This is a genomic window from Actinomadura montaniterrae, from assembly GCF_008923365.1.
Lineage (GTDB): Bacteria > Actinomycetota > Actinomycetes > Streptosporangiales > Streptosporangiaceae > Spirillospora > Spirillospora montaniterrae.
The window spans coordinates 1-13,938 of the sequence record NZ_WBMR01000237.1 but is presented as its reverse complement, the minus strand read 5'-3'; the positions used below and the strand labels follow the sequence as shown (position 1 = coordinate 13,938).

The following is a 13,938-nucleotide window of genomic DNA, read 5'->3' as shown; positions in this document are numbered from 1 at the left end:
GGCCACGCGCCGCGCCCGGACGGGCGGCGCCGCCCCAGCACCAGCGCCGGCGCGCCGCCGGCCGAGAGCCGGTCGAACTCGGCGACCAGGCGCGGCAGCTCGGCGGGGTCCAGCGAGGCGTCGGCGTCCATGACGCACACCACCTCGGCGGTCGCGGCCAGCAGCCCGGCGTGGCAGGCGGCGCCGAACCCGCGGGCCGCGGCGGGCACCACGTCGGCGCCGTGGTCCGCGGCAACGCGCGCGGACCCGTCGGTGGAGGCGTTGTCGACCACCAGGGGGCGGAAGCCCGCGGGCATCCGCGACAGCACCCACGGCAGGGCCTCCGCCTCGTTGAGGCACGGGAGAATCACGTCGATCACGGCTCTGACGCTACTTTCGGTGACGGGCCGGCGACCCTTACGAACTGGTGACGGGCTGGCGGGGCGGGCCCGGCGGGGGCCGCGGTGTCCCGGGCGAACTCGGCCATGCCCACGTCGAACGGCACGGACGCGGCGAACCCGAGCTCGCGGCGCGCGCGGTCGGGGCGGGCGACGATGTGGCGGACGTCCCCGAGCCGGTGACCGCCCGTGACGCGGGGCCGCGGGCCGCCGAACGCGCCGGCGAGCGCGCGCGCCATGTCGCCGATGGTGCGGGGCTCGCCGCTGGCGATGTTGTAGGCGCGCATCCCGCCCGCCGCGGGTGCGCCCGCGGCGGCCCGCTCCAGGGCGAGCACGTTGGCGCGGGCGACGTCGCGGACGTGCACGAAGTCGCGGCGCTGCGCGCCGTCCTCGAACACCAGCGGCGCCTCGCCGTTCATCAGCCGCGACCGGAAGATCGCCGCGACGCCCGCGTAGGGGGTGTCGCGCGGCATCCGCGGCCCGTACACGTTGTGGTACCGCAGCGCCGCGACGGTGCCGCCGGTGGTCCGCGCCCACGACGCCGCCAGGTGCTCCTGCGCGAGCTTGGTGTCGGCGTAGACGTTGCGGGGGTCCAGGGCCGCGTCCTCGGCGACGGTGCCGGGCGCGAGCGGCCGCCCGCACTCGGGGCAGTCCGGTTCGAACCGTCCGGCGCGCAGCGCCTCCTCCGGGCGCGGCGCCGGACGCACCGGGCCGTGCGCCGCGCAGCTGTAGGCGCCCTCCCCGTAGACGACCATCGACGACGCCAGCACCAGCGTGCCGACCCCGGCGCGGGCCATCTCCGCCAGCAGCACCGCGGTGCCGTGCACGTTCACCGACGCGTAGTCGGGCAGGTCGGACACGTCCACGCCGAGGCCGACCTTGGCGGCCTGGTGGCAGACGGCGTCCGCGCCGCGCAGCCGCCGCGCGACGGCGGCCGCGTCGCGGACGTCGGCGGTGCCCGCCGCGCCGCCCGCGGGATCCAGGCCGTCGGGCCGCAGGTCCAGGCCGCGGACCCGGTGGCCCGCGGCGGTGAGCGCCTCGGCGACGTGCGAACCGATGAAACCGGCCGACCCGGTGAGCAGTACGTCCATGCCGTCGAACGGTAGGCCGCCGCGGCCGCCGGATCCGGCGTGAAGGCGCCCGTCAAGGCACCTTGTTCGAGACTTGTAAGATCTGCGGGTTTCCATGCCGACGCCCGGGCGCCGGGCGCCGGCGGTCAGGCGGCGATGCGGTCGGCGAGCAGCCCGACGGCCTTGTCCGCGTCGGCCTCGGTGGTGGACAGGTGGAACGCGCAGCGCAGCCGCCCGGCCCGCACGGAGGCGACGACGCCGTTGGCGCGCAGCAGCTCGGCGGTGCCGTCGGTGACGGGCACCGACACGATCGCCGAGTCGCCGGGCTCGAGCCCGAGCGCGGTCTGGAAGCGCCGCGCCAGCGCCACGTCGTGGTCGTGGATCGCGGCGACGCCGACCCGCTCGATCAGCTCCAGGGCGGGCGCGTGCCCGGCCCAGCACTGCCAGGCCGGCGACAGGTCCAGGCGGCGCGCGTCCGGCGCCAGCCGCAGCGGCGTGCCGTAGATGGAGTCCCACACGTCGGCGCCGGCGTACCAGCCCGCGCCGACCGGCGGCAGCGCGGCGAGGGCCTCCTCGGTCCCGGCGAGAAAGCAGGTGCCGCGCGGGCCGAGCAACCACTTGTAGCCCGAGCACACCAGCCAGTCGACGTCTCCGGCGGGCAGCGGCAGCCATCCGGCGGCCTGCGTGGCGTCCAGCAGGATCCGGGCGCCGTGCGCGCGGGCGGCGGCGACCAGGTCGTCCATGGGGGCGATGCGGCCGTCGGCCGACTGCACCGCCGACACCGCGACCACGTCGACGTCCGGCCCGGTCTCCTCGGCGACGCGTTCCAGCGGGACCTCGCGGACGGCCAGGTCGGCGCGGGCGAGGAACGGGAACAGCAGCGAGGTGAAGTCGCCCTCGGCGACCAGGACGCGCGCGCCCGCGGGCAGGGACGCCGCGACGAGCCCGGCGAAGTAGGACGCCTGCGAGCCGGCGGCGACGCGGCTCGCGGGCAGCCCGAGCAGCCGCGCGAACGCCTGCCGGGACCGCGCGACGGCCCCGTCGAGGTCGGCCGGGACCAGCAGCCCCGCGGCGCGGTCCCGTTCGGAGGCCATCATCGCCTCGTGCGCGGCGCGCGGCGGCAGCCCGTAGGTGGCGGTGTTGAGGAACGCGACGCCAGCGGTGAACTCCCGCTGCGCGTCCCGGACGGAAAGGGGCTCGTGCACGGAAAGGGCGTCGTGGACGGAAAGGGTCATGCTCCGATGGTCGTGCACCACCCGGCCATAGCACAAAGTACGGTTCTCTGGATGACCCATAAGCGCGGTTGATATCTTGCGGGGATGCTGGACCTGCACCGCGGGCGGATCCTGCGGGAGGTCGCCCGCCTCGGCTCGATGACCGCCGCCGCGCGCTCCCTCGCCTACACCCAGCCGGCGGTGTCGCACCACATCGCCCGGCTGGAGGCCGAGGTCGGCACGCCGCTGGTAGTGCGGCACGGCCGCGGCGTCCGCCTCACCGAGGCCGGCCGGATCCTCGTCGAGCACGTCGAGGACGTCCTGGCCCGCATGGACGACGCCGAGGAGCAGATCGCCGCGATCGCCGGGCTGCGCGCCGGGCGGGTGCGGATCGCGGTGTTCCCCACCGCGGCGGCGTCGCTGCTGCCGCCCGCCCTCGCCGGGCTGCGGGCCCGCGCGCCCGGCGTCACCGTCACCCTGGTGGACGCCGAACCGCCGCAGGCCCTCGCGGCGCTGCGCGCGGGCGACGCCGACGTCGCGGTGGTGTTCAACCACGAGTACCTGCCGCCCGACACCGACGCCCGGTTCCGCGAGGTCGAGCTGTGCCACGACCCGATCCGGATCGTGCTGCCCGCCGCGCACCCGCTGGCCGCAGGCCCCGTCCGGCTGGAGGACCTGGCTGAGGAGACGTGGGCGTCGGGCTGCGCGCGCTGCCGCGACCACCTGAACTGGGCGTGCGGGCGCGCCGGGTTCGTCCCGCGGATCGCGTTCGCCAGCGACGACCACGTCGCCGTCCAGCGGCTCGTCGCGCACGGCCTCGCCGTCACCGCGCTGCCCGGCCTGGCGCTCGGCCTGCACTCCGAACCGGGAGTGACGATCCCGCCGGCGCCCGACCTCGGCAAGCGCCGCATCGCCGCGCTCGTGCCCGCCGGGACCCGCCCGCCCGCGGTCGCCGCGCTGCTGGACGAGCTCGCCGCCGCCGCACCGTCCGGCACGGCGGGCGACGCTGTGACTGAGGGCGATGAGGTCAGGCCAGGTGGCGGTGCAGGTCGGTGAGGCGCGTCGCCGCCTTCAGCACCGCCTCGGTCAGCTCCGGCATCCGGTCGTCGCCGAACCGCACCGACGGGCCCTGCAGCGCCACCGCCGCGAACGTGCGGCCCGCGCCGTCGCGGACGGGCGCCGCCACCGCGCGGACGCCGGCGAGCCGCTCCTCGTCGTTCACCGAGTAGCCGCGCTCGCGGATCCGCGCCAGCTCGGCCTGCAGCTCCGCGCGGGTGGTGAGCGTGGACGGGGTGAACCGCCGGTACGGCTCGTCCATCGCGACCTGGTCGTCGTCGAACGCCAGCAGCGCCTTGCCCATCGCGCAGGTGTGGATGGGGTTGCGGTCGCCGGGCGGCTGGTCGTAGCGCAGCGGGTGCGTGGAGGGCAGGTGCAGCAGCACCGCGACCTCGTCGCCGGCGCGGACGCCGAGGCTGACGGCCTCGCCGGTCCCGTCGCGCAGCGCGGTCAGCTCCGGCTGCAGCAGCGTGGTGCCCATCCGCTCCAGCGCCAGCCGGCCGAGGATCGCGGCGGTGGGGCCGAGGAAGTACCGCTCGGTCTGCGCGTCGCGGCCGAGCATGCCGGTGGCGTGCAGCGCGTGCACGATGCGGTGCGCGGTGCTCACCGACAGCCCCAGCCGGTGCGCGATCTCGGTGGGGGTCTGCCGGTCGGCGTCCTCGAAGGTGCGCAGCACCGCCACCGACCGGTCCACGGTCTGCGTGCCCGGTTTCGGGCGGTGGCCGCCCGGTCCCGGCGGTCCGGCGGGCACCGCGCTCACCCGTCCTGCGGCCGCGGGGCCCACAGGCTCGGCAGGTTGACCACGATGCCCTCCTGCGTGCTGCGGGCGATCACCACGACCGCCTCCTCGTCGCCGGACGGGTTCTCCTCGCGGTGCGGGACGTAGGGCGGGACGAACACGTAGTCGCCGGGCCCGGTCTCCACCCGGACCTCCCGGTCCCCCTCGGCGAACACGAACACCGGATGCCCCGACACCACGTAGATCGCCGTCTCGGCCTCGCCGTGGTGGTGGTCGCCGGAGCTGGTCGCCGGCGGGACGTGGGTGCGGCCCATCCACAGCCGCTCCGACCCCACCGTCGTGCCGGAGATCGCCTCGAACCGCCGCATCCCGGAGGTCTGGGCGGTGTCGGAACGCACCTGCGACCCCCGGACGTGCTCGATCCTCCCGTGCCAGGCCGCCGTTCCCCGCGTTTCGGTCTCGTCCGTCACGCGTCCCATCCTCGCACCGGGCCGGCGGCGGCGCCGACCGGGGGCGCGCCCGCCCGAACGGCCATGCGCCGGACCGTGCCATAGTGGGCGCGTGGGATCCGCGACGATGACCCCCGCCACGACCATGACCCCCTCCCCGAGGGTGACCGCGCGCCACGGCGTCGGGTTCGCGATGAACCCGTGCGCGAGCCTGCTGCGGCTGTACGCCGAGCACGGCCCGGTCGTGGCGGTCGGGACGCGCCGCAGGCCGTTCGTGCACCTGTTCGGCCCCGACGCCAACGCGTTCGTGTTCGCCAATTCCGGGCTGTTCCGCTGGCGGGAGGCGTTCGACCTGCTGGTGCCGGTGAACGGGGAGACCGCGCTGATCGTCAGCGACGGCGCCGACCACAAGCGGCGCCGCCGCCTGGTCCAGCCGGCGTTCCACCACCGCCGCGTCGACGGGTACGTCGCCCGGATCGCCGCCAACACCGGCGCCGCGCTGGCGTCCTGGACGCCCGGCCGGACGCTGGACGCCTACGCCGAGCTGCGCGGCGTCATCCGCCGCAGCACCGTGGAGGTGCTGTTCGGCGACCGGCTCGCCGCCGACGCCGAGGTCATCGGGCACGGCCTGCAGGTCGCGCTGGCCGGCATCGACCGCAACTTCGTGGCGCAGATGATGCTGCGGGCGCTGCCCAACCCGTACTGGCGGCGCGTCACCGCGTCCCGCGCGGCGGTCGCGCGGCGGGTGGACGAGGAGATCGAGCGGCGGCGCCGCGAGGGCGGCGAGCACGACGACGTGCTCGGCATGCTGATGGCGGCCCGCGACGACGACGGCGCGGGCCTGACCCGCCAGGAGCTGCAGGACCAGGTCATCAGCCTGATCTCGGCCGGGTACGACACCACCAGCGCGGCGATGGCGTGGGCGGTGTACGCGCTGCTGGTGCATCCGGACGCGGCCGAGCGGGCCCGCCGGGAGGTCGCCGAGGTGCTCGGGGACCGGCCGCCGGAGGCCGCCGACCTGCCGAAGCTCACCTACCTGGACGGGGTGGTGCAGGAGACGCTGCGGCTGTTCCCGCCGGCGGTGCTGAGCGCCCGCGTCCCCGTCGAGGACTTCGCCTACGCCGGGCACCGGATCCCGGCGGGCGCGATGGTGCTGTACTCCCCCTACGTCACGCACCGGATGCCGGAGGTGTGGCCGCAGGCGGGGCGGTTCCGGCCCGAGCGCTGGATCCCGGGCTCGGAGCTGCACCGCCCGACGACCCCGTCGACGTACCTGCCGTTCGGCGGCGGCCCGCACCGCTGTATCGGGTCGACGCTGGCGACCGTGGAGATCAAGACGATGCTCGCGTGCCTGCTGCGCGGCCCCCGGCTGCGGCTGGTGTCCCCGGCGGTGACGCCGACCAGCGTCACCGCGATGCGGCCGCGCGGCGGCCTGCCGGTGCGCGTCCTGCCCGCCTGACGCGCGCCGGGCGGCCGCCGCCCGCGTCTCCCGCGGCCGCTACTGGCTGCGCAGGCAGACGCAGAAGGGGTGCCCGGCGGGGTCGGTCAGCACCCGCCACCGGTCGCCGCCCGGCTGGAAGCCGGGCGTGGCGCCGCCGAGCTCGGCGACCTGCGCCTCGGCCTTGTCGAGGTCGTCGACGTAGAAGTCGAGGTGGTACTGCTGGGGGCGCTCGCCGGTCGGCCACGTCGGCGCCTTGTGGTCGGGGACGCCCTGGAAGTAGACGTTCTGCCCGCCCGGCAGGGCGACGGCCGCCGCCTCGGGGGTGTCGAAGGTGATCTCGCCGCCGGTGAGCGCCGCGTAGAACGCCGCGAGCTTCGGCGGTTCCGGGCAGTCGATGTTGATGGCGATGAACTCGGCGATACCGGTCATGTATGTACTCCCTGGTCGTTCAAGGTCGATGGGTCACAGTCTTCCAGGAGAGACTGACACCTTCTGTCAGGTACCCGAAGAAGATCGTCCGGCGTCCTGCCGCGCCGCCGCGCGGACCACGACGGCGGCCAGGGCGTGGTTCTCCGGGGCGCCGCCTCCGCCGCCGTAGGAGAAGCGGCGCCGGGTGTAGGCGTAGGCGACACCGCTGCGGGGGTCGGCGGACGACTTCGCCGGTGAGCGCGCCGATGACGAACGCGTGGTAGCCGTAGGCGGTGCCGGGGCGCCAGTGGGGGCGCTGCCCGGCCGGGGTGGTCATCGGGTGCTCCCGGGCGCGGCGAGGGTGCCCTGCTCGTCGCTGACGAGTTCGCCGAGGGTGGCGAAGAAGGCGGCGATGCCGGGGAGGTTGGCGCCCTTGGCGCGGGACGCGGCGAAGTCCTCGGGCGAGCGCCACTCCACCACGTCCAGCCACTCGCCGCCGGGCAGCCGGATCAGCCGCGCGTCCAGGAAGCCGTCGCGGTCGGCGCGGAAGTCCGCCAGCATCCCCGGACGGGCCGCCAGCATCGCCTCGGTCTTGTCGGGGTCCACCTTGAACCGGGTCAGTTCCACGGTCGCAGCCATCTCCGCCTCCTTGATCGCGTTGCGGTGGAGACGATATGGTCACCTCCACAGATAGTCAACAAAGGTGATTATCACCTCAGTGGACCAAGGAGGCGGGACGTGCGGCGCAGCGAGCGCAAGGCGGTCGATCCCGACATCGGCGTGCTCACCGCGCGGCTGATGTTCGCGGTGCAGGGCGAGCTGTTCGCCGCCCTCGCCCGGCAGGGGCACCCGGACCTGCGGCCGCAGCACGGCGCGGTGCTGGCCTACCTGGACGCCGAGGGCAGCCGCGCGACGGAGCTGGCGCGCCGGTCCGGGCAGCACAAGCAGGTCGTCGGGAAGGTCCTGGACGAGCTGGAGGCGCTCGGGTACGTCGAGCGGCGCCCCGACCCGAGCGACCGGCGCGCCAAGCTCGTCGTGCCGACCGCGCGGGGGCTGGACCAGATGGCCCGGTCCGACGCGATCCTGGAGGCGATCGAGCGCGGGCACGCCGAGGCCGTCGGCGCCGACGCCTACGCCGCGTTCAAGCGGATGTACCGGGAGATCGTGGAGCGTCAGCGCGCCCGGCGCGGGGACGCGGCGGGCTGAGCGCCGGCGGTGGCGCGGGTGAGGCGGGCGCCGACGGCGGCGAGCCGCTCGGCCAGCTCGGGCGGCTCGACGACCTCGAACTCCAGGTCGAGGTAGGCGATGCGCAGCGCCGTCCATTCCAGCGAGTCGGGCGCGGTGCGCAGCACGCAGGTGCGCTCGTCGACCGGTTCGACCTCGGCGCCGGTGACGCGGAACCGGTCGGCGAGCTCCTCGGCGGAGGCGTGCACCCGCAGCACCGCGCGCCGCAGGGGCCGCGAGCGGGCCAGTGACCGGGTGACGAACGCCGCGGGGTCGGCGGCGGGCAGGTCGCGGGGCGGGCAGCGGACGCCGGTCGGGTGCGGGCGGGTGACCCGGTCGACGCGGAACGTCCGCCAGCCGTCGCGTCCGGTGTCGTAGGCGACCAGGTACCAGCGGCGCCCGGCCGTCACCAGGCCGTGCGGGTCGGCGAGGCGGGAGGTCTCGGCGCCGCCGGTGTCGCGGTAGGCGAACCGGATCCGCTCGCGGTCGCGGGACGCGGCGGCGAGCACGGTGAGGGTCTCGGGGTCCACGGCGGGCCCGGCGGGCGGCCCGGTCAGCGGGGTGGTGGCGGTGTGCAGGGCGTTGACGCGGCGGCGCAGCCGGGCGGGCAGGATCTGCTCCAGCTTGGCCAGCGCCCGCACCGACGCCTCGCCGATGCCCTCGACCGCTCCCCCGGCGGCGCCCCGCAGCCCGACCGCGATCGCGACGGCCTCCTCGTCGTCCAGCAGCAGCGGCGGCAGCGCGGTGCCCGCCTCCAGCCGGTACCCGCCGACCTTGCCGAGCGTGGCGTGCACCGGGTAGCCGAGGTCGCGCAGCCGCTCGACGTCGCGGCGGACGGTGCGGACCGTCACGCCGAGCCGCTCGCTCAGCTCCGGGCCCGTCCATTCGCGGCGGGTCTGCAGGAGGGACAGCAGCTGCAGCAGGCGAGCCGAGGACATGCCGCCAGTATGCCCGCCAATGAGGACCGTTCCCGACCTCTTTGCCGCCTAGCGTGGCCGGCATGCACGGGGACGACATCATCATCAGCAGGGCACGGGAGAACAACCTCAAGGACGTCTCGCTGCGCATCCCCAAGGGGCGCCTGGTGGTGTTCACGGGGGTGTCGGGGTCGGGCAAGTCGTCGCTGGTGTTCGGGACGGTCGCGGTGGAGGCGCGGCGGCAGCTGGCCGAGACGTTCGGCTGGTTCGCCCGCGACCGGATGCCCAAGCACGAGCGGCCCGACGCCGACTCGATCGAGAACCTCGCACCGGCCGTGGTCGTGGACCAGCGGCCCATCGGCGGCGGCGCCCGCTCCACCGTCGGGACGGCGTCGGACATCAACCCGGTGCTGCGGGTGCTGTTCTCCCGGCACGGCACCCAGAGCGCGGGCGAGGCGTCGGCGTACTCGTTCAACGACCCGCGCGGCATGTGCCCGCGATGCGACGGGCTCGGCCGCGTCACCCGCGTCGACCTGGACCGCTTCCTCGACACCTCCAAGACGTTGAACGAGGGCGCGGTGAACTTCCCGCCGTTCGGCGTCGGCACGTTCGTGTGGCAGCTGTACGCCGAGTCGGGCCTGTTCGACCCGGACAAGCCGTTGCGCGACTTCACCGACGGGGAGTGGGACCTGCTCCTGCACGGCAAGGGCTTCCGCGTCAAGCGGCTCAACCGGACCGGGTCGCTCGGCAGCAACGCCTACGAGGGCCTCGTCGAGCGGTTCGACCGCCTCTACATCAAGCGGGACATCGACTCCCTGAAGGGGACGGCGCGGGACGCGGCGCGGCGGGTCGTCCGCGAGGACGCCTGCCCCGAGTGCGGCGGCGCCCGGCTGAACGCGGCGGCGCGCGCGTCCCGCGTCACCGGGCGGACGCTCCCCGAGATGTGCGCGCTGGAGATCGGCGACCTGATCGCGGTGCTGGACGAGGTGACCGGCCCGGTCGCCGGCACCGTCGCGGGGGCGGCGGTCGCGCGGCTGCGGCGGCTGGAGGAGATCGGCCTCGGCTACCTCAGCCTGGACCGCGAGACCCGCACGCTGTCGGGCGGCGAGGCGCAGCGGCTCAAGGTCGTCCGGCACCTCGGGTCGAGCCTGACGGGGATGACGTACGTGTTCGACGAGCCGAGCGCCGGGCTGCACCCGCGCGACGTGGACCGGCTGATCGCGCTGCTGCGCCGGCTGCGCGACAAGGGCAACACGGTGCTGGTGGTGGAGCACGATCCCGCGATCGTCGGCGCCGCCGACCACGTCGTCGACATGGGCCCCGGCGCGGGCGCGCACGGCGGCGAGGTGGTGTTCACCGGTCCCGCCGCAGCCCTCCGGAACGCGGGCACCGCGACCGGGCGGGCGCTGCGCCGCGCCGCCCCCGTCAAGCGCGCGTTCCGGGAACCGGCCGGGTGGCTGGCGGTGACCGGCGCGAACGCCCACAACCTCGACGACGTCACCGTGCGGTTCCCCACCGGGGTGCTGACGGCGGTGACGGGCGTCGCGGGGTCGGGCAAGAGCACCCTGGTGATGGGCGAGTTCGCGGCCCGCCACGAGCACGCCGTGGTGGTGGACCAGTCGCCGATCACCGCGTCGCGGCGCTCCAGCCCCGCCACGTTCCTCGGCGCGATGGACCCGCTGCGACGCCTGTTCGCCCGCGCCAACGGGGTGGACGCCGCGCTGTTCAGCCACAACTCCAAGGGCGCCTGCCCGCAGTGCGACGGCGCCGGGGTCATCCGCACCGACCTCGCGTTCATGGACCCGGTCACCGTGCGGTGCGAGGCGTGCGGCGGGCGCCGCTACCGCCCCGGCGTCCTGGCCCTCAGCCTGCGGGGACGCTCCATCGCCGACGTGCTGGAGACGCCCGCCGAGCAGGCCCTGGCGTTCTTCACCGGCGACGACGCGGCCGAGAAGGCGATCGCCGCGCGGCTGCGGGCCCTGGTCGACGTCGGCCTCGGCCACATGGCGCTCGGCCGCCCGCTGTCGTCGCTGTCGGGCGGGGAACGGCAGCGGGTGAAGCTGGCGGCGCGGCTGCACCGCACCGGCCAGCTCTACCTGCTGGACGAGCCGACGACCGGCCTGCACACCGACGACGTCGCCGCGCTGCTGGCGCTGCTGGACCGGCTCGTGGACGCCGGCAACACCGTCATCGTCGTCGAGCACGACCTCGCGGTGGTCAAGCACGCCGACTGGGTCGTGGACCTCGGGCCGGGCGGCGGGCGGCGCGGCGGCCGCGTGGTGTTCGAGGGCACCCCCGCCGCGCTGGCGGACGCGACGGGTTCGGTCACCGCCGACTTCCTGCGCCGGTCCCTGGGCGCCCCCGCGGACGGAGCGGTCGCGAGCTGACACGCCGCGACCGCCCGCGCCCCGTCTCGCGCACGGACCGTCACCCGTCCCCGAGCAGCACGGTCTTGTAGGCGGCCGAACTGGGGACGAGGTCGTCGGCGAGGACGAGGGCACCGCCGTCCACCGTATGGATGCCGTACAGGCGGGGACGTTCGGGTAGCGCCGGGGTGACGCGGGCCAGAAGCGCCCCGGTCCGGGCGTCGTTGATGTTGACGTGGTCGACGATCTCTCCGCCGTGGTCGCTGGTGAGGGTGTAGACGCGTCCGCCGGCGACGGCCATCGGGGACCTGAGCTGGGTGGTCTCGTCGGCGCCGGGGAAGCGGAAGCTCCACAGCCGGCGACCGGAGACCGGGTCGGTGGCGCAGATTCCCTTGCGGAGGTCGCGGGGCGGGTGGATCCAGCACGGGCCGTAGCCGGTTTCGCCGTCGAAGACCGTGTTCTCGCCGGCGCCGAGGACCTTGCCGTCGGCGGCGACCGGCTGCTGGTGCTCGCCGATCCGCGCGCCGGTCGTGGCGTCGTAGACGGCTTCGCGTTCCAGCGTCCAGACCACGATCCTGTTGCGGTCGAGGGCGCCGACCTTCACGGGGAGCACGGGGGCGTGCTCCCTGCCGGGCCACCAGCTCGCGAAGTTCTTGCTCCACAGGCGGCGTCCGGTGGCGGCGTCGTAGCCCTCCAGCAGCAGCCCGGTCTGCGGGCATTCGCGGCGGAGGATCACCGTGCGGCCGATGGTGCCCGCCGGGGCCTGACCGCAGCGGTCGTGCAGCCGCCACCGCCGCCGCCCGGTCGCGGGGTCCAGCACGGTGAGGTTCCCGGCCGGGATCAGCGCTGCTCGCCCGATGACGGTCGACCCCCGGTCCACGGTGCCCCAATCGGTGGAGATCGTCCGGGTCCAGCGGACCCTGCCCGTCCGCACGTCGACCGCCATGGCCTCCACCGGCGCCTCGATGTCGCCGGTGTCGGAGTCCAGATGGGCCCAGACCAGCAGGAGCCGTCCGGTGGCGGGATCGAGGTCCGCGTCGACGAGCCGGTGGTCGCGGCGGGTGAGCCGCCAGTAGGTGGCGGCGGGGCGGACGCGGTGGGCCGTCACCGAGGCGGAGTTCCAGGTGGCCTCGATCGCGAGACCGCGATACGTCAGAGCGTCGAACGGGTAGGTGGCGATCATCTTCCCCGGGTCTCGCGGGGGCTGCGCGGCGATCGCCGCCGGGAAGGCGCCGTGAGGCCCGTCGATCGTCCAGTCCCGCCGGTGGTGCCGGGCGTCCCACTGCAGCCACAGCCCGGACGCGATCACCACGATCCCGGCGGCCATGGCGGCAGTGGCGGGCGAGGGCGCGCGGACCCGGCGCGTGGAGGCGGGTCCGGTCGGCGCGTCCCCGCCCTCGGCTCGGATCGTCGCCGCGAGCCGCTGCAGGCGGGCGTTGCGCCGCACCGCCGACGACGGGATGACGATCGCCACGCCGACGAGGATGACCGCGGTGCCCACCGGCAGCTCGTCATGCGACGCGACCAGCGTGGCGGCCGCGATGGCGACCAGCACGACGGGCGGCCACCGGTACAGCCACCCGTACCGGCGCGCCTGCTCACGTGTCCGTTCGGCCAGCGCGAGCGTCGGCTCGTGCAGGGCCGGGTCGGCGGGCGGGACGCATCTGCGGACGGCCCGCACGACGGCCGCCCGGTCGCGGGCGGGCAGCCGGCGCACCGATTCGGGCAGGCCGCGGCTCCGCCGGCCGCGGAGCCGGTTCAGGGGTCCGCGTGGCGGGGGCGGCGTCGGGGACGGGTGCTCTGGGCGGACCGCGGGTTCGGGCATGCCACCGTTTCCGGACGATCGACGGGATTCGGCGCGGGGTGATCCCCTTATACCGGATCACCCCGACACCGGCCGTCAAGTTCGTCAGGAAAGCGGTTCGAACCCTGTCCGGGCGGTGGTCAGTCGCCGGGGGCGAGGCGGGCGGGGAAGCCGCCGGTCGAGATCGGGCCCCAGCGGTCGATGGTGACGCGGATCAGCGACTTGTCCTGGCGGCGCATCGCCTCTCGGTACTCGTCCCAGTCGGGGTGCTCGCCGGCGATGCACCGGTAGTAGTCGACGAGGGCGTCGGCGGCCTCGGGCATGTCGAGGACCTCGGCGGTGCCGTCGACCTGCACGTAGGGACCGTTCCAGTCGTCGGACAGCACGCACAGCGACACCCGCGCGTCGCGGCGGGCGTTGCGGGCCTTGGCGCGCTCGGGGTAGGTCGACACCACGACGCGTCCCTCTCCGTCGACGCCGCAGGTCACCGGCGACAGCTGCGGGCGGCCGTCGGAGCGGGCCGTGGCGATCAGCGCGCGGTGCCGGGGCCGCAGGAATTCCAGCAGTTCGGAGCGTTCGACGCGGTTCGCGGTGGCGATGGAAGGGGCCATGCCTCCAGCTTAGGGACGGCGCCGGCGCCGCCCGTTGTCGCCCCGCACAATGATCGCCGGGAAGTTTTGAGGGCTCACCAGTTCTTCGCCGCCGGGCGGGCCTGCATCATGACGGGCGTCCCCCTCTCCCCCGCCGCCCGATGAGGATCGCCATGCGCACCCCCCGCACGTCCGGAGTCCTGCTCGGCACCGCGCTGCTGGCCGGCGCGCTGACCGCGCCGCCCGCCCTCGCCGGCGTCCCCGCCCGGGCGCCCGCCGCCTC

At 75.5% G+C, this 13,938-nt stretch carries 14 protein-coding genes; 4 read left to right on the top strand and 10 right to left on the bottom strand.

Translation table 11 applies throughout. From position 1 onward, the window contains the following. From F9B16_RS42745 to F9B16_RS42735, 3 genes are all read right to left on the bottom strand, one after another. The coding region (locus F9B16_RS42745) for a glycosyltransferase family 2 protein (RefSeq protein ID WP_151545979.1) at positions 1–359 on the bottom strand (359 nt) is incomplete at its 3' end. Further along, positions 356–1,468 carry an NAD-dependent epimerase/dehydratase family protein gene (locus F9B16_RS42740; RefSeq protein WP_151545978.1) on the bottom strand — a complete coding sequence of 371 codons (1,113 nt, stop codon included), beginning with the start codon at positions 1,466–1,468 and terminating at the stop codon, positions 356–358. The genes F9B16_RS42740 and F9B16_RS42745, both read right to left, overlap by 4 nt. Before the next feature lie 125 nt (positions 1,469–1,593). Beyond that, positions 1,594–2,682 (bottom strand): aminotransferase class V-fold PLP-dependent enzyme, encoded by a 1,089-nt coding sequence (locus tag F9B16_RS42735; RefSeq protein WP_151545977.1) that lies wholly within the window; start codon positions 2,680–2,682, stop codon positions 1,594–1,596. A gap of 84 nt (positions 2,683–2,766) precedes the next feature. On the opposite strand from F9B16_RS42735, the gene F9B16_RS42730 reads away from it, so the two are divergent. Next, entirely contained in the window at positions 2,767–3,717 is a 951-nt protein-coding gene (locus F9B16_RS42730) for a LysR family transcriptional regulator (RefSeq protein WP_151545976.1), read from the top strand. On the opposite strand, the gene F9B16_RS42725 is transcribed toward F9B16_RS42730, so the two are convergent. Together F9B16_RS42725 and F9B16_RS42720 are read right to left on the bottom strand one after the other, a co-directional pair. Continuing rightward, positions 3,689–4,477, bottom strand: a complete 789-nt coding sequence (locus tag F9B16_RS42725; protein ID WP_192809257.1) for an IclR family transcriptional regulator — start codon at positions 4,475–4,477, stop codon at positions 3,689–3,691. The genes F9B16_RS42730 and F9B16_RS42725 overlap by 29 nt on opposite strands. Further along, on the bottom strand, positions 4,474–4,926 hold the full coding sequence (locus tag F9B16_RS42720; RefSeq protein ID WP_225992441.1) for a cupin domain-containing protein: 453 nt from the start codon (positions 4,924–4,926) through the stop codon (positions 4,474–4,476). Before F9B16_RS42720 ends, F9B16_RS42725 begins: the two co-directional genes overlap by 4 nt. A 91-nt stretch (positions 4,927–5,017) precedes the next feature. Between F9B16_RS42720 and F9B16_RS42715 the strand changes: the two genes are divergently transcribed. Next, positions 5,018–6,364, top strand: a complete 1,347-nt coding sequence (locus F9B16_RS42715) for a cytochrome P450 (RefSeq protein WP_225992440.1) — start codon at positions 5,018–5,020, stop codon at positions 6,362–6,364. Positions 6,365–6,403: 39 nt separating this feature from the next. Here F9B16_RS42715 and F9B16_RS42710 read toward each other — a convergent pair whose 3' ends face one another. Together F9B16_RS42710 and F9B16_RS42700 are read right to left on the bottom strand one after the other, a co-directional pair. Then, positions 6,404–6,775, bottom strand: coding sequence for a VOC family protein (locus F9B16_RS42710; protein ID WP_151545973.1), 372 nt, complete (start codon positions 6,773–6,775; stop codon positions 6,404–6,406). A gap of 312 nt (positions 6,776–7,087) precedes the next feature. Next, positions 7,088–7,393, bottom strand: coding sequence for an antibiotic biosynthesis monooxygenase family protein (locus F9B16_RS42700; protein ID WP_151545971.1), 306 nt, complete (start codon positions 7,391–7,393; stop codon positions 7,088–7,090). A 99-nt stretch (positions 7,394–7,492) separates the two neighbouring features. On the opposite strand from F9B16_RS42700, the gene F9B16_RS42695 reads away from it, so the two are divergent. Then, the gene (locus F9B16_RS42695; RefSeq protein ID WP_225992439.1) at positions 7,493–7,960 is read left to right on the top strand and encodes a MarR family winged helix-turn-helix transcriptional regulator; all 468 of its coding nucleotides are present in this window, start codon (positions 7,493–7,495) and stop codon (positions 7,958–7,960) included. Here F9B16_RS42695 and F9B16_RS42690 read toward each other — a convergent pair. Beyond that, positions 7,927–8,916 carry a helix-turn-helix transcriptional regulator gene (locus F9B16_RS42690; protein WP_151545970.1) on the bottom strand — a complete coding sequence of 330 codons (990 nt, stop codon included), beginning with the start codon at positions 8,914–8,916 and terminating at the stop codon, positions 7,927–7,929. The genes F9B16_RS42695 and F9B16_RS42690 overlap by 34 nt on opposite strands. Positions 8,917–8,978: 62 nt before the next feature. Between F9B16_RS42690 and F9B16_RS42685 the strand changes: the two genes are divergently transcribed. After that, positions 8,979–11,282: an ATP-binding cassette domain-containing protein gene (locus F9B16_RS42685; protein WP_151545969.1), complete on the top strand. Its 2,304-nt coding sequence runs from the start codon at positions 8,979–8,981 to the stop codon at positions 11,280–11,282. Between the two features lie 40 nt (positions 11,283–11,322). Here the strand turns inward: F9B16_RS42685 and F9B16_RS42680 are convergent, their stop codons facing one another. Then, positions 11,323–13,086, bottom strand: coding sequence for an outer membrane protein assembly factor BamB family protein (locus F9B16_RS42680; protein WP_151545968.1), 1,764 nt, complete (start codon positions 13,084–13,086; stop codon positions 11,323–11,325). Positions 13,087–13,205: 119 nt separating this feature from the next. Beyond that, the gene (locus F9B16_RS42675) at positions 13,206–13,676 is read right to left on the bottom strand and encodes a PPOX class F420-dependent oxidoreductase (RefSeq protein WP_151545967.1); all 471 of its coding nucleotides are present in this window, start codon (positions 13,674–13,676) and stop codon (positions 13,206–13,208) included. Positions 13,677–13,938 lie beyond the last annotated feature (262 nt).

Bases quoted from the DNA above. Each gene is read 5' to 3' on its own strand.
- F9B16_RS42690 (WP_151545970.1), bottom strand. From the start codon at position 8,916: ATGTCCTCGGCTCGCCTGCTGCAGCTGCTGTCCCTCCTGCAGACCCGC.
- F9B16_RS42740 (WP_151545978.1), bottom strand. From the start codon at position 1,468: ATGGACGTACTGCTCACCGGGTCGGCCGGTTTCATCGGTTCGCACGTC.
- F9B16_RS42710 (WP_151545973.1), bottom strand. From the start codon at position 6,775: ATGACCGGTATCGCCGAGTTCATCGCCATCAACATCGACTGCCCGGAA.
- F9B16_RS42730 (WP_151545976.1), top strand. From the start codon at position 2,767: ATGCTGGACCTGCACCGCGGGCGGATCCTGCGGGAGGTCGCCCGCCTC.
- F9B16_RS42685 (WP_151545969.1), top strand. From the start codon at position 8,979: ATGCACGGGGACGACATCATCATCAGCAGGGCACGGGAGAACAACCTC.
- F9B16_RS42700 (WP_151545971.1), bottom strand. From the start codon at position 7,393: ATGGCTGCGACCGTGGAACTGACCCGGTTCAAGGTGGACCCCGACAAG.
- F9B16_RS42680 (WP_151545968.1), bottom strand. From the start codon at position 13,086: ATGCCCGAACCCGCGGTCCGCCCAGAGCACCCGTCCCCGACGCCGCCC.
- F9B16_RS42735 (WP_151545977.1), bottom strand. From the start codon at position 2,682: ATGACCCTTTCCGTCCACGACGCCCTTTCCGTGCACGAGCCCCTTTCC.
- F9B16_RS42675 (WP_151545967.1), bottom strand. From the start codon at position 13,676: ATGGCCCCTTCCATCGCCACCGCGAACCGCGTCGAACGCTCCGAACTG.